Raw genomic sequence first — 13,629 nt, forward strand, 5'->3', positions numbered from 1 at the left:
TTTGGAAGCCCCATCATTCAAGGAGAGATCACCATGACCGAATTCATTTCAAACCGCCTCAAGGACCGTACGGCCGTCATCACCGGCGGCGGCAGCGGGATCGGCCTGGCAACGGCAAAGCGTTTCGCCTCGGAAGGTGCCAACGTGGTCATCGCCGATATAGATCCGGCAGCCGGAGAAGCAGCCGCGGCTGCCGTCGATGGCATCTTCGTGAAGGTCAATGTCACTGACGAGCAGGAAGTCATCGACCTCTTCGCCGCAGCAAAGAGCCACTACGGCAGCGTGGATATCGCCTTCAACAATGCCGGTATTTCGCCGCCGGACGACGCTTCGATCTTGGACACCGGAATTGAAGCCTGGCGCCGGGTCCAGGAGGTCAACCTGACGAGCGTCTATTACTGCTGCAAGTATGCGCTGCCGTACATGTTGGAACAGGGCAAGGGCTCGATCATCAACACCGCGTCCTTCGTGGCCGTGATGGGCGCGGCAACCTCGCAGATCTCCTACAGCGCTTCCAAGGGCGGCGTGCTGGCAATGACCCGCGAGCTGGGCGTCGAATTCGCCCGCAAGGGTGTGCGGATCAACGCACTGTGCCCAGGGCCCGTCAACACCCCGTTGCTGAAGGAACTCTTCGCCTCGGATCCGGAGCGGGCCGCGCGCCGCTTGGTCCACGTGCCCTTGGGGCGCTTCGCAGAGCCTGAGGAACTGGCCGCAGCGGTCGCCTTCCTGGCGAGCGACGACGCCTCGTTCATTACCGCTTCGACCTTCATGGTTGACGGCGGAATCTCGGGAGCCTACGTCACCCCGATCGACTAGGGGGAGCTCATCGATTGCTCCGTAACTGCCTTTATGGGGGTTGAAAACGGCAGTTACGGAGCAATCGATGGGTTGAGCTAGCTGCCCCGGTACGTGGAGAACGCGAAGGGGCTGAGCAGGAGCGGCACGTGGTAGTGCTCTCCGGCGTCGGACACCGTGAAGCTCAAGTCCACTTCAGGGAAAAAGGTGTCCACGCCCTGCGCCTTGTAATACGGACCGGTCGCGAAGTTCAAGCGGTAACTGCCGCCGTCGACCTTCTCAGGGCCGAGGTCCTTGATCCTGCCGTCCGCGTCGGTGGTGCCGCTGGCCACGTGCTTCCAGCTCTCGCCGTCGCGCACGGAGAGAACGACGGCGACGCCGGCCGCCGGCCGCCCGGAACCGGTGTCCAGGATGTGGGTGGTTATCTGGGAAACGCTCATTTGTTGGGCACTCCTTCGCTGCTGACACTGGCTTCGCTGATGACGCCGGCAAGGCGCAGCACCGCGATTTCGCGCAACTGGCCCGCCACGATGACGTCTTCTTCTTCAGCGGTGTGGTTCAGTCGCTCTTGGAGGGAGGCCAGGATTTCGTTGGCTGTCCGGCCCGCAGCGCGGATGAGGAACACGCGGCCGAACTTGGCCTCGTACTCTCGGTTGCCTTCGGCCAAAGCGGTGACGACGCCGTCATCGCCGGGGTCGACGCCGGCCTGTTCGGAGCGGGACATCGCGGCTTCGGTGGTCTGGGCCTTGGGCCGTTCGCCGATCCGCGGGTGGTGGGCCATCGCAGCGGCCACTTCGTCGGACGTGAACGGCTCGGCGGTTTCCCGGGCGAAGTCGAGCAAGGAGTCCAAGCCGCTGAAGGGGCGCGCATCGGCGACGTGCTCCACCCAACGCTGGATGTCGAGGCATGGGCGGAGGACGTCGATTGCGTCCGCACGGTCCACGCTGTTGAATACTTCAAGCTGCATGCTTGTTCATTCCTCGTGCGAGTGCTGGCATCCATGGTGTTGGCTATGCGGAACTCCGGCGATTCCTACCGGATGGACCTGCGTGCCTCTGCACGTCAGGCCTTCCACATCATGGAACTGTTATTTCAGCATACGTAATAGTGAATCCAATGACTGCCGCGGTGTCAAGAGAATACCGCACCCTGGTCCTCCGCCCGCCCTCTGCCCTGCCCGCCCTGGGACGCTCGCTCACGTATGTGGCTATTTTCCCCGACGCTCGCTCACTTTTGCCGCCCTTTCCCGAAACGCTCGCTCACTTTTGCCGTCTGGTGGACAATGTCAGCAACGAGCCAAAGGAGTTCCGCCATGCCAGAGGTCCTGACGTCCCGGTATCTCTTCGGACCGGGTCCCAGCAATTGCTATCCGGAAGTGACCGCCGCGTTGGCGTTCCCGGTGATCGGGCATCTGGATCCGGTGTTCATCGAGCGCCTGGACCGGACCTGCGCTGGGCTCCGGACGGTGTGGGGGACCCGGAATGCCCGCACCCTACCGTTAAGTGCCACTGGTTCCGGCGGCATGGAGGCTGCATTCGTTAACACGGTGTCCGACGGCGATGTGGCAGTAATCGCCGTCAACGGGCTTTTCGGGGAGCGGATGTGTGAGGTTGCCCGGCGATGCGGCGCCACAGTGGTGCGCGTCGACCATGAATGGGGTCAGCCCGTGGACGCGGAGCGGGTCCTCGCCGCGCATCCGCACCCCAAAGTGATTGCCGCCGTCCATGCCGAAACCTCGACAGGTGTCCTGTCCGACGTCGCGCCCCTTGGCGCAGGCAAAGGCGACGCGCTTCTGATCGTGGACGCGGTGACGTCCATCGGCGGGTTGGAACTCCTGGCTGACGACTGGGGGATCGACGTCGGGTACGCCGGGACGCAGAAGTGTTTGGGAGCGCCCCCCGGCTTGTCCCCCTTCACGGTGTCCGAGCGCGCGTTCGAGCGGCGCATCAGGGAACCGCGTTCGTGGTACCTGGATATCGGCCTTCTGGGCGGGTATGTTGGCGCGGCGAGCGGCAGCCGGACGTATCACCACACTGCGCCGGTGACCATGATCGCCGGGCTGGAGGCCGGACTGGACCGCATCCTGACCGAGGGGCTCGCGGCTGTTCAAGCGCGGCACCGTGCAGCCGGGGCCGAGTTGCGCGACGGCCTCGAAGCGATGGGGCTCGAGCTGTTTGCCGCCGAAGGCTCGCGATTGCCGAGCCTCACCACGGTCAAAGTGCCCGACGGCGTGGACTCGGCCGCCGTCCGCGCTTACCTTCTGGAGAACTTCAGTATGGAAATCGGCTCCGGTGCGGGTGCGTTTACGTCGACCGTTTGGCGGATCGGCATGATGGGTCCAAATGCCAACAGGGCATCGGTCAAGCTCGTCCTAGGCGCGCTGGAAGAAGCGGTCGCCAAAGCCTGACGCTCACTCACATATGGCGGCCAAATCCCAAACGTTCGCTCACCCATGCCCGGAAAATAGCGAATCCTCCTGCCGACCATGATCTGCAGGAGGATTCCACCATTTGGCCTTGTTTGTGAGCGCGCGTCGGCCCGGAAGGCCACATATGTGAGCGCGCGTCGGCCCGGAAGGCCACATATGTGAGCGCGCGTCGGCCCGGAAGGCCACATATGTGAGCGGGCGTTACAGGCCGAGCTCGGCCTTGAGGGCTGCTACGTGGCCCTGAGCCTTGACCTGGTACTGGGTCAGCCTGACCTTGCCTTCGCCGTCGAGCACTACGGTGGAGCGGACCAGGCCGTCTACTACTTCGCCGTTCACGAGCTTCTCGCCCCAGGCACCATAAGCCAGCGCCACGGCGTGGTCTTCGTCGGAGAGGAGCGGGAAGGTCAGGGAGAAGTCGCCGGCGAAGCGTGCGATCTTTTCTGGGGCGTCGGGGGAGATGCCCAGGACTTCGTATCCGGAGGACTGCAGGCTGGAGAGGCTGTCGCGGAAGTCGCAGGCCTCAGTGGTGCAGCCCGGGGTGGCGGCTTCAGGGTAGAAGTACACGATGACGTTGCGTCCGCGGTAATCGGACAGGGAGACCTTTTGGCCTTCGGAGTTAAGCAGCGCGAAATCGGGGGCCTGGGTTCCGGCGAGGAGTTTTTGGGTCATGTTGTGATCCTTGACTTGTCGGGCAAACCGCCGTGGCCGGCGATCAATCTATTGGTGTAACGGGCTGCCTAGATGCAGTATTCCGCAGGTCCGCGGACTGTGGAGCCGGGTCCGGGCACGAACTGGTAGCCGCCTCCACGCACTGTGGCGATGACATGGCGGGCTGAGCCCAGCTTGCGCCGGACGCGTCCAACATACACGTCGATGGACCGAAATGCCGCGCCGGGACAGTCAAGTGACTCCAGAAAGCGTTGCAATTCTTCACGTGGGATGGGGCGGGACAGGTTTTCCACGAGGTAACGGAGGAGGCTGTGTTCCATCGCCGTGAAGCTGACGGGGACCCCATCCAGGAGGACGGTGTTCGCGGCCAGGTCCACTGCCACGGTGCTGCGTCGGCCGGCCAAGGAGACCGGCGGGTTGGCAGCGGCGGGGCGGCTTCCGGCGTCGGGCGCTTCCGCCACAGCGGCGACGGACGCACCCGAGGAAGCCTCGGACGTTGCAGCTCCGGCGGCGGGCCAAAGGAGGACTTCCGCCCCCGGAGCAAGTTTGCGGGCCCGGGCCAGGACCGCTTCAGCGGCCCGGGCCCAAACCTCGGGATCGATCTCGCGGCCTTCGCCGGGCTGTACCCACACGGCGAGTCCGCGCGGGTGCATCCCGGGCCGAACCAGCCCGGGCCGAAGCGCGGAAGGCCGGGCGGCGGGCTGGTGCCGCGAGGCGTTGAGCCGTGCGGGCAGTTGCCCGTACGGGGCATGGACGTTGACGGCCACGGCTTGGCCTTACACGCCGCCGCGGCGAATCAGCTTGCCGCTGGGCGTCCGGCCGTCGATCTCGCTACCGCGCAGGTACGTTTTGCGTACGACGCCGGAGAGCGCCTTGCCGTCGTACGGCGTGATCGGGTTCTTGTGCTTGAGCTTCTTGACGTCGACGACGAACGCGTCGTCAGGCGCGAAGATGGAGAAATCGGCGTCGTAGCCGAGCGCCAGCTGGCCTTTGTTGTGCAGGCGGGCCAGGGCTGCGGGCTTCTCGGACATCCAGGAAACCACTTGCTCCAGGGAGATGCCGCGGTGCCGTGCTTCGGTCCAGATCAGTGAGAGCCCCAGCTGCAGCGAGGAGACGCCGCCCCAGGCCACGGCGAAGTCGCCGTTTTCCAGGTCCTTGAGGTCAAGCGTCGAGGGGGAGTGGTCCGAGACGATGCAGTCGATGGTGCCGTCCTGCAGGCCTTGCCACAGCAGCTCACGGTTGGAGGCCTCGCGGATGGGCGGGCAGCATTTGTATGCGGTGGCGCCGTCGGGGATTTCCTCGGCCATGAGCGTGAGGTAGTGCGGGCAGGTCTCGACGGTCAGGTGCACGCCGTCGCGCTTTGCCGAAGCGATCATGGGCAGCGCGTCCGACGACGAGAGGTGCAGGATGTGTGCACGCGCACCGGTCCAGCGGGCGCGTTCGATCACCTCGGCGATGGCTTTGTTCTCGGCGCCGCGGGGGCGGGAGGCAAGGAACGTTGAGTAGTGTGCGCCGCCGGGGTGGGGTGCGTGGTCGATCGCGTGGGAGTCCTCGGCATGGACGATCATGAGGGAGTCGAAGGACTTGAGCTCGGCCATGTCCTCTTCCATCTCGTCCGCGTCCAGGTGCGGGAACTCGTCCACACCGGAGTGGAGCAGGAAGCACTTGAACCCGAAGACGCCCTCGTCGTGCAGCGGGCGGAGGTCCTTCTTGTTTCCCGGGATGGCGCCGCCCCAGAATCCGACGTCCACGAACGCCTGGTCCTCGGCCACTTCGCGCTTGAGCTTGAGGCCTTCCACGTTGGTGGTGGGCGGGATGGAGTTCAGCGGCATGTCGATGATGGTGGTGACGCCGCCGGCTGCCGCAGCGCGGGTGGCGGAGGCGAAGCCTTCCCATTCGGTGCGGCCGGGCTCGTTGACGTGCACGTGGGTGTCGACCAGGCCCGGAATGAGGGTTTCATCGTCGCCAAGTTCGATGACTTCGGCGCCCTGCAGACCGTTGCCCAAAGGCTCGATGGCGACGATCACGCCGTTGCGGACACCGACTTCGCGGGCGGTGATGCCAGCGGTGGTGAGGATGCGCTGGCCTCGGATGACCAGGTCAAACGGGCCGTGTGCTGTGGTGGTTTCTTCAGACATGGAGTTGCTCCTTGGTCTCGGTTCGCGCTGCGTCATGGGTGGGTGCCGATTTTTCAGCGAGGCGCACGCCGATGTGCTTACCCAATTCTTCAAGCAGGGGCCCTGCTTCAGCTATGCATTTCTCTACATTGGATTCGAGCTCGGTCAATGCGTGGACCGACTCGAAACCGGACTCCAAAAGTTGTTCCGGGCTCAGCGTACTGCGGCCGCAGACGGCAATCACAGGGATCCCCGAACGCGCCGCCGCCCGTGCCACGCCCATGGGCGTTTTGCCGAGCAGGCTCTGTTCGTCGAGGCTGCCTTCGCCGGTGATCACCAGGTCCGCACCCGCCAGCCGCTGCTCGAGTTCAGTGAATTCGAGTACGACGTCGATGCCCGGCCTGCGTGCCGCGCCCAGCGCCGCGATGGCGATGTAGCCGACGCCGCCCGCCGCGCCTGCGCCCGGTGCCTGTGCCGCGTCCTGGGCTTCGGAGCCGATCTCGCTGGCGAGGACCTGGACGAAATGGGCGAGGGCGGCGTCGAGCGAGGTGACGTCGTCCGGCGTCGCGCCCTTCTGCGGTCCGAAGATCGCGGCGGCGCCGGTGCGGCCCAAAAGGGGGTTGTCGACGTCGGACGCCAGGACGAACTCGGTGACCTCCAAGCGGACGTCGAGGTTCGAGAAGTCGATCCGGTCCAGGTGGGCCAGTGCTGCGCCGCCGCCGGGGAGCTCATTGCCGTCGGCGTCGAGGAGGACCGCGCCGAGGCCTCGAAGCACGCCGGCGCCGCCGTCGGTATTGGCACTGCCGCCGACGCCGAGGATGATGTGCCGGCAGCCGAGGTCCAGGGCCGCGCGGATGAGTTCGCCCGTGCCCAGGCTTGTGGAGCTTTTGGCCGTTTCGGTATTCGGGGCGCTGCCGTCGCCGAAGCCGGGCAGCACCGCGAGTCCTGAAGCCGCCGCCATTTCAATGACGGCTTCCTCGCCGCGGACTGCGAATTCGGCCGTGATCGGCTCGCCCGTGGGGCCCGTGACCGTGGCGCTGCGGCGGGTGAAGCCGGAGCCGACGGCGGCGTCGAGAGTCCCTTCGCCGCCGTCGGCCACTGGAATGAGCGTGGTTTCAAAGGCCTCGGCTGGCAGACTCGCCGCTGCGCGGCCGGCTGCGAAACCTGCCCGCAGTCCGGCGCTCAAGCGGCTGGCGACCTCGGGGGCTGACAGCGATCCCTTGAACTTGTCCGGGGCTATGACCACACGCATTCCGTACCTCCTTCAGTACTTACTAGTCCAGCAGGGCGATGATCGCAGTGGGTGCGTCTTCGCCGCGCTCGGCGAGTTCTTCGAACTCGTTCACCCCGTTGATTTCAACGCCCATGGAGATGTTGGTGACCTTTTCCAGGATCACTTCAACCACGACGGGAACCTTGAACTCGTCCATGAGTGCCTTGGCCTTGTCGAACGCGGCGGGCAGGTCCGAGGGGTTCTCCACGCGGATGGCCTTGCAGCCGAGGCCTTCAGTAACCTTGACATGGTCCACGCCGTAGCCCGCTGCCGTTGCAGAGAGATCAGTGCTGTTGATGTTCTCGAACGCCAGGGACACGTTCTGTTCCATGTTGAAGCCGCGCTGCGACTGGCGGATCAGGCCCAGGTACGAGTTGTTCACCACCACGTGGATGTACGGCAGGTTGAACTGAGCGCCCACGGCCAGTTCTTCGATCATGAACTGGAAGTCGTAGTCACCGGACAAGGCAACAACGGTTTCGTCCGGCTTGCCGCGGACCACGCCCAAGGCTGCGGGGCATGTCCAGCCCAAGGGGCCGGCCTGGCCGGCGTTGATCCACTTGCGCGGGCCGAAAACGTGCAGCAGCTGTGCGCCGGCGATCTGCGACAGGCCGATGGTGGACACATAGGTGGTGTCCTTGCCGAAGGCCTTGTTCATCTCTTCGTACACGCGCTGCGGCTTGATCGGCACGTTTTCGAAGTGGGTCTTGCGCTGCAGGGAACCCTTGCGTGCGGTGCACTCGGCGACCCAGGCGGAGTAGTCCGGCAGGGACTTTGCTGCCTGGCGCTCGCGGGCCAGCTCGATCAGCCCGTCCAGCGCCGCACCGGCGTCGGACGCGATGCCGAAGTCCGGCGAGAACACGCGGCCGATCTGCGTGGGCTCGATGTCGATGTGCACGAACTTGCGGCCGGCGGTGTAGGTGTCCAGCCCGCCGGTGTGGCGGTTGGCCCAGCGGTTGCCGATGCCGATGACGAAGTCGGAGGCCAGCATGGTCTCGTTGCCGTAGCGGTGCGAGGTCTGCAGGCCCACCATGCCGGCCATCAGCACGTGGTCGTCGGGGATGGTGCCCCAGCCCATCAGGGTGGGGATGACCGGAACGTTCAGCAGTTCGGCCAGCTCAACCAACTGCGCGGAGGCGCCGGCGTTGATGATGCCGCCACCGGCGACGATCAGCGGCCGCTCGGCTGCGGTGAGCATGTCAAGTGCCTTTTCCAGCTGCTTGCGGCTGGCCTTCGGCTTTTCGACGGCGATGGGCTCGTAGGCGTCGATGTCGAACTCGATCTCTGCCATCTGCACGTCGAACGGCAGGTCCAGCAGGACCGGGCCCGGACGGCCGGAGCGCATGAGCTGGAACGCCTTCTGGAAGGCGCCCGGGACCTGGCCCGGTTCCAGGATGGTCATGGCCATCTTGGTGACCGGCTTGGCGATGGACTCGATGTCCACGGCCTGGAAGTCTTCCTTGTGCAGCTTGGCAACGGGGGCCTGGCCGGTGATGCAGAGCATGGGGATGGAATCTGCCCAGGCTGCGTACAAGCCGGTGATCATGTCCGTTCCTGCAGGGCCCGAGGTGCCGATGCAGATACCGATGTTTCCGTCCGCTGCACGGGAGTAGCCGTCAGCCATATGGCTGGCGCCTTCAACGTGGCGGGCCAGGGTGTGGCGGATGCCGCCGTGTGCCCGCATCGCGGAATAGAAGGGGTTGATTGCCGCGCCTGGCAGGCCGAACGCCTCGATGGCGCCTTCCTTTGCCAAGATGGCGACGGCTGCGTCTACAGTGCGCATCTTCGTCATGGTGTGCTCCTTGAAAGCTTTTGGTGCCCGCTACGGGGCTGAATTTGGATGTACTGAGCGAGCCGCCGTCGTGAAGAACGACGGCGGTTGCCCGGTTTTGCTTGTTTCCGGCCTGTCGCCGGGATGCTTTAGTTGCGGCCGCTGAGCTGGAGGACCTGCTTGAAGAGGCCGGAGTGGTCGAGTCCGCCGTCGCCCTGGTTGACAGTGGCGGCGACGAGCTGCGCGACGGCGGCGCCGAGCGGGATTGCGACGTTGGCTTCGCGGGCTGCGGAAGTGACGATGCCGAGGTCCTTGTGGTGGAGGGCCAAGCGGAAGCCGGGGTCGAAGTTGCGATCGAGCATCTTCTGGCCCTTCTGGTCGAGGACCTTGGAGCCGGCCAAGCCGCCGCCGAGGACCTTGAGGGCTGCGTCGGTGTCGACGCCGTAGGCCTCAAGGAAGGCGATAGCCTCGCCGAGGACCTCGATGTTGACGGCCACGATCAGCTGGTTGGCTGCCTTGACGGTCTGGCCGGAGCCGGAGGGACCGACGTGGACGATGGTCTTGCCGACGGCGTTGAGGACATCCTGTGCTGCTTCGAAGTCGGCTGCGTCTCCGCCGACCATGATGGACAGGACGGCGTCAATGGCACCCTGTTCGCCGCCGGAAACCGGGGCGTCGAGCGGGCGGATGCCGGCCGCGACGGCGTCTGCCGAGAGGCGGGCGGCAACGTCCGGGCGGATGCTGCTCGCGTCGATCCAGAGAGTGCCCTTCTTCGAGTTGGCGAAGACACCGTCGGGGCCGCTGACGACACCTTCGACGTCGGGGGAATCCGGCACCATGGTGATGACGACGTCGGCGTCCTTGACGGCATCCGCGATGCTCGTGGCACCCTTGCCGCCTTCGGAGACGAGCTTGTCGATCTTGTCCTGGCTGCGGTTGAAACCGGTGACGGCGTGGCCGGCCTTGACAAGGTTGATGGCCATGGGGAGGCCCATGATTCCGAGTCCGATAACTGCAACGTTGCTCATGATTTTCCTTACTGAAGTCTTTGTTTTAGCTCAGGTGTGCTGGACCCAACTAGCTCGCAGTTGTTGTCGTTTTGAGGGCTCTAAACGACAACAACTGCTACTCAGTTGGGCGGGTTCGCTAGTGGGAGGTGGCGCGCTGGCGGATGGCCCAGCTGAAGGCCGTTTCCTGCGGTTCCTTGTACTCGAGGCCGATGTAGCCCTCGTAGCCGAGTTCGCGGCTGCGGGCGATCCATTCGCCGAGGGGAAGCTCACCGGTTCCGGGAGCCCCGCGGCCAGGGTTGTCGGCGATCTGGATGTGGCCGAAGTCCTTGGCGTGGTTCTCGATGACGGCTGCGACGTCGTCCCCGTTGACTGCCAGGTGGTAGAAGTCGGCGAGGAGCTTGACGTTCGTTGCGCCGGATTCTTCCTTGACGCGGGCGATCACCTTGAGGGCGTCGGCGGCCTTGAGGAGGGGGTACTTGGGGGCGCCGCTGACGGGTTCGAGGAGGACGGTGCCGCCGATGCGTGCGACGCCGTCTGCTGCGCTGGCCAGGTTCTCGGCGCCAATGGCGTCCTGCTTGTCGGCCGATTCGCCGTCCACGCGGTTGCCGTAGAGGGCGTTGAAGGCCTTGCAGCCGAGCCGCTCGCCGATTCCTGCGACGACGTCGATGTTGTCCAGGAATTCGGAAGAGCGGGCGGGCCAGGAAACCAGGCCGCGGTCGCCGCCAGGCATGTTGCCAGCGTTGAAGTTCAGGCCGGTGAGCTGAACGCCAGCGTCCTTGATGGCGTTCTCGAACTCGGTTACCTGGGCGTCCGACGGGACGGAAGTCTCAAAGGGCCACCAGAATTCGACGGCGTCAAAGCCGGCAGCCTTCGCGGCCGCGGGGCGCTCGAGCAGGGGCAGCTCCGTCAGGAGGATGGAGCAGTTCACTGTGTACGTCATCGTAGGTGTCCTTCCGGGGGAGGGCTTGGATCCATCTTCCGCTTGGCTTGTTCTCTTGGGCTAGTTCGCCGTGGTGAGTTTCCGCTTTGTGGAATTTAGATTCTGCTTTATGAAAAGTTTAGGGAAGGAGGGGGTGGGAGTCAAGGGGGTCTTCGGTGGGGAGGGGGTTTGGGATACCAAGTGGGGCGGTTGGGTGCGCTGGGAGGGGTGGGCTGGCCACGACCCTTGGATTCACGGCGCTGGAGCACAGGGGAGAGGCTACGCGGGCGATGGTGCGGAGGACGTGAGGTTGAGTTTGCGTTGACCTGAGCATAAGGAAACCTTGTGTGTCCGTCTACGTGTTGCCACGTTTCCGTCTACGTGTTGCCATGTTTGACCACTTAGATTCGTCAACTGCACCACTTAATTCGTCGATTCCTGCACTGAGTCGCGATTTTCGCCCTTAGTCTTCGTGCACGGGTTCCGAACTCGGATCCGAACCACAGAAGACATTGGGGGATTCATGGAAAAGCGCGTATCGGTTGCCCGGAAAGTCCTGGCATCAACCTCAGCCCTCGCTATTGCGACCATCGGAATAACGGTCGCGTCTCCGGTCGCGACCGCATCGACCACGCAGGGCCAGAGCGAACTAGATCAGGTTCTAGCCTCCAGGCCCTTCGAAGGTGCGCAGAGCCAATCATCGCCTCAAGCTCCGCCTGGTGCTCAAACGCAAAGGGTCGAATTCGGGGACGGGGGTTCGATGAGCATTGTCGAGGCCAGCGGCCAGCGACTGACCGTACAACCGGTGGCGACATCAGAGCGCAAATCTGTCAAGCAGTCGAAAGGCAATGTAAAGGGGCTCTTCACGGTTCGTGGGGAAATGGATCCCTGGGATGAGCGTCATGCCGCCGTCCGAACGGCACTTCTCAAGAGAATAACCGACTTGTAATTGGCCGGGTTGCGGTAACCGCGGGCGGTGCGTTTGATGTTCTTTATGGCGGTGTTGTTGGCTTCAACCTTGCCCGTCGTGGCACCGGTAATGATCAGCACCTCGATCTCTTTCCACCACCGGCAGACGGTGCGGTAGAGCCTGTTCGTCTCCGGTCGTCCGGCTGCCTTGACCAGTTCCTCAAGTTCGTTCTTCGCCGTCGCGGCGTCCTCCAGGGAGCCGGTGCGCAGCAAGACCCGCAGCTGTTCCTTGACCTTCCAGACCGCCTGGAGCGTGCCGGTCGGATCGTCGGCAGCGAACACTTCTGCTAGCCGGTGGGCGGCCTTCTCCGTGAGGGTATTGCCAGCGCGCAGGAGAAGCATCCGGTGCGCCCAGGCCTTGTCGACGGCCCTTCCGCGGCGGCCCTTGACCTGTTGGGACAGGTTCTGCCGTGTCTCGGTCACGGCCTGGTTGGCCAGGGAGATCAGGTGGAAGTGATCGACCGCGACAGCGGTCCGGGGAAGCCACATCCGCAGCGCCTTTCGGAACGCGGCCGAGGGGTCGATCGCCACGACCTGCACGGCCAGACGCCATGCCAGAGGCCGGGCGAAGAGCCACTCCCCGACGCCCCTGTGGTCCCGGCCGTCCAGGACGCCCAGCACCTGGCCGCTGTCCAGATCCACGATCGTGGTCATCCACGGCTCGAACCGTGTCCAGGCCTTGGATTCGGGGTCCTGGAAGTAGCGCACGGACCGGAACCGGTGCTCATCGATACCCAGCATTCTTGGACTCAGCTGATCCACATCCGGAAGGGTGAGAAAGCAGGCTTCATTGAGCGCGACACGGACCATCCACCAAGACACCGCGAACGCGGCAGCAGTCTCCGAGACGGCCCGGCCCGAACGGATGACCGCACCCACGAGCTGGTCCCGGAGCCGGCCGGTAGAGCGGGCACGCCGCGGGACCTGGGCGGTGGACTCAAAGAACGAGAGCCTCTCGCACGCCGGTTCTTCGCAATACCAGCGGTACTTGGACCAGAGGACCTCCACCGGGCCGGCGACAGGAATGTCCCGGATCCGCTGGAAGCGTCGTTCCTTCCGCCGCGACGCAACCACCCCGCACGTGGGGCAGCCCGGCGGCTGGTCGGTTTCGACAATGACCCTCCGGCCGCCATCGGGGCTCACTCCGGTGGAAATGACACGGTAATCGGGCAGGTTGAAGATGTTGGTGGCAGCCTCAGCTGCGACCCCGGTAGGCTCGTTCAAGGCTCGTGGTCCTGTTCCAGGTTGAATGCTTAGACACACTCATCCCAGCAGGGCCACGGGCCCCCTTGTCTTCAACGACACGAACTCATTTCCCCACCAACCACGAAGAGCCTGTAAAGGCTTCGACCCTCAACGTGGATAAGCGTCACTCTTACGTTTTTGCTCAGCGCGGTGACGAATCTGGAGCCGGTTTCGTCGTAATCAATAGCGAAGCCGCTCCGCGCTCGTTCGCCTTTGATTTCACGTTTGATGGCCGCCCCGCGGACGTTGTCGTTGCAAGCGATGGCTCGGCGGTGGTCCTGGACGCCGTCGGGCAAGTCGTCAACTACATCGCCGCCCCTTGGGCACGCGACGCAAATGGAAAGCAAGTGCCGACCAAATATTCATCCTCGGGGAATAGGCTAATCCAGCACATCGAATTCGGAAAAAGACGGCATTTCCCGTGGTAGCCGAT

13 protein-coding genes are annotated in these 13,629 nt (G+C 64.5%); 3 read left to right on the forward strand and 10 right to left on the reverse strand.

Annotated elements, in window-relative coordinates:
- The first annotated feature begins 33 nt into the window (after positions 1 to 33).
- Positions 34 to 816 (forward strand): 3-oxoacyl-ACP reductase, encoded by a 783-nt coding sequence (locus ACSVHC_RS13545; RefSeq protein WP_234754369.1) that lies wholly within the window; start codon positions 34 to 36, stop codon positions 814 to 816.
- A gap of 77 nt (positions 817 to 893) precedes the next feature.
- Here ACSVHC_RS13545 and uraH read toward each other — a convergent pair whose 3' ends face one another.
- Together uraH and uraD are read right to left on the reverse strand one after the other, a co-directional pair.
- A complete protein-coding gene (uraH, locus tag ACSVHC_RS13550) occupies positions 894 to 1,235 on the reverse strand; it encodes a hydroxyisourate hydrolase (RefSeq protein WP_437771544.1) in 342 nt (113 codons plus the stop codon).
- Positions 1,232 to 1,762, reverse strand: coding sequence for a 2-oxo-4-hydroxy-4-carboxy-5-ureidoimidazoline decarboxylase (uraD, locus tag ACSVHC_RS13555; RefSeq protein WP_437771543.1), 531 nt, complete (start codon positions 1,760 to 1,762; stop codon positions 1,232 to 1,234). The genes uraH and uraD overlap by 4 nt, the downstream gene beginning before the upstream one ends.
- Positions 1,763 to 2,107: 345 nt before the next feature.
- Between uraD and ACSVHC_RS13560 the strand changes: the two genes are divergently transcribed.
- The gene (locus ACSVHC_RS13560) at positions 2,108 to 3,202 is read left to right on the forward strand and encodes a pyridoxal-phosphate-dependent aminotransferase family protein (RefSeq protein ID WP_439181013.1); all 1,095 of its coding nucleotides are present in this window, start codon (positions 2,108 to 2,110) and stop codon (positions 3,200 to 3,202) included.
- Between the two features lie 222 nt (positions 3,203 to 3,424).
- Here ACSVHC_RS13560 and bcp read toward each other — a convergent pair whose 3' ends face one another.
- The 8 genes from bcp to ACSVHC_RS13600 form a co-directional block, all read right to left on the reverse strand.
- On the reverse strand, positions 3,425 to 3,892 hold the full coding sequence (bcp, locus tag ACSVHC_RS13565) for a thioredoxin-dependent thiol peroxidase (protein ID WP_265978736.1): 468 nt from the start codon (positions 3,890 to 3,892) through the stop codon (positions 3,425 to 3,427).
- A gap of 68 nt (positions 3,893 to 3,960) precedes the next feature.
- Complete coding sequence (locus ACSVHC_RS13570; protein ID WP_437771542.1) at positions 3,961 to 4,659, reverse strand: winged helix-turn-helix domain-containing protein; 699 nt, start codon at positions 4,657 to 4,659, stop codon at positions 3,961 to 3,963.
- A gap of 9 nt (positions 4,660 to 4,668) precedes the next feature.
- Positions 4,669 to 6,030, reverse strand: a complete 1,362-nt coding sequence (allB, locus tag ACSVHC_RS13575) for an allantoinase AllB (RefSeq protein ID WP_284752969.1) — start codon at positions 6,028 to 6,030, stop codon at positions 4,669 to 4,671.
- Complete coding sequence (locus tag ACSVHC_RS13580) at positions 6,023 to 7,261, reverse strand: glycerate kinase (RefSeq protein ID WP_437771541.1); 1,239 nt, start codon at positions 7,259 to 7,261, stop codon at positions 6,023 to 6,025. Before ACSVHC_RS13580 ends, allB begins: the two co-directional genes overlap by 8 nt.
- Before the next feature lie 22 nt (positions 7,262 to 7,283).
- Positions 7,284 to 9,074, reverse strand: a complete 1,791-nt coding sequence (gcl, locus tag ACSVHC_RS13585; RefSeq protein WP_437771540.1) for a glyoxylate carboligase — start codon at positions 9,072 to 9,074, stop codon at positions 7,284 to 7,286.
- Positions 9,075 to 9,202: 128 nt separating this feature from the next.
- Positions 9,203 to 10,081, reverse strand: a complete 879-nt coding sequence (locus tag ACSVHC_RS13590) for a 2-hydroxy-3-oxopropionate reductase (RefSeq protein WP_437771539.1) — start codon at positions 10,079 to 10,081, stop codon at positions 9,203 to 9,205.
- Positions 10,082 to 10,199: 118 nt separating this feature from the next.
- On the reverse strand, positions 10,200 to 11,003 hold the full coding sequence (locus ACSVHC_RS13595; protein ID WP_437771538.1) for a hydroxypyruvate isomerase family protein: 804 nt from the start codon (positions 11,001 to 11,003) through the stop codon (positions 10,200 to 10,202).
- Positions 11,004 to 11,882: 879 nt separating this feature from the next.
- Positions 11,883 to 13,175, reverse strand: coding sequence for an ISL3 family transposase (locus ACSVHC_RS13600; RefSeq protein WP_437770063.1), 1,293 nt, complete (start codon positions 13,173 to 13,175; stop codon positions 11,883 to 11,885).
- A gap of 134 nt (positions 13,176 to 13,309) precedes the next feature.
- On the opposite strand from ACSVHC_RS13600, the gene ACSVHC_RS13605 reads away from it, so the two are divergent.
- On the forward strand, positions 13,310 to 13,624 hold the full coding sequence (locus ACSVHC_RS13605) for a hypothetical protein (protein WP_439181014.1): 315 nt from the start codon (positions 13,310 to 13,312) through the stop codon (positions 13,622 to 13,624).
- The last annotated feature ends 5 nt before the right edge of the window (positions 13,625 to 13,629 follow it).

The sequence above is a fragment of the Arthrobacter sp. KNU-44 genome (assembly GCF_051843155.1).
Taxonomy (GTDB): domain Bacteria; phylum Actinomycetota; class Actinomycetes; order Actinomycetales; family Micrococcaceae; genus Arthrobacter.

What these genes read in the sequence shown, in the direction of transcription:
- ACSVHC_RS13595 (WP_437771538.1), bottom strand. Translation starts at nt 11,003, where the DNA reads ATGACGTACACAGTGAACTGCTCCATCCTCCTGACGGAGCTGCCCCTG.
- ACSVHC_RS13545 (WP_234754369.1), top strand. Translation starts at nt 34, where the DNA reads ATGACCGAATTCATTTCAAACCGCCTCAAGGACCGTACGGCCGTCATC.
- bcp (WP_265978736.1), bottom strand. Translation starts at nt 3,892, where the DNA reads ATGACCCAAAAACTCCTCGCCGGAACCCAGGCCCCCGATTTCGCGCTG.
- ACSVHC_RS13580 (WP_437771541.1), bottom strand. Translation starts at nt 7,261, where the DNA reads ATGCGTGTGGTCATAGCCCCGGACAAGTTCAAGGGATCGCTGTCAGCC.
- ACSVHC_RS13560 (WP_439181013.1), top strand. Translation starts at nt 2,108, where the DNA reads ATGCCAGAGGTCCTGACGTCCCGGTATCTCTTCGGACCGGGTCCCAGC.
- uraD (WP_437771543.1), bottom strand. Translation starts at nt 1,762, where the DNA reads ATGCAGCTTGAAGTATTCAACAGCGTGGACCGTGCGGACGCAATCGAC.
- gcl (WP_437771540.1), bottom strand. Translation starts at nt 9,074, where the DNA reads ATGACGAAGATGCGCACTGTAGACGCAGCCGTCGCCATCTTGGCAAAG.
- uraH (WP_437771544.1), bottom strand. Translation starts at nt 1,235, where the DNA reads ATGAGCGTTTCCCAGATAACCACCCACATCCTGGACACCGGTTCCGGG.
- allB (WP_284752969.1), bottom strand. Translation starts at nt 6,030, where the DNA reads ATGTCTGAAGAAACCACCACAGCACACGGCCCGTTTGACCTGGTCATC.
- ACSVHC_RS13590 (WP_437771539.1), bottom strand. Translation starts at nt 10,081, where the DNA reads ATGAGCAACGTTGCAGTTATCGGACTCGGAATCATGGGCCTCCCCATG.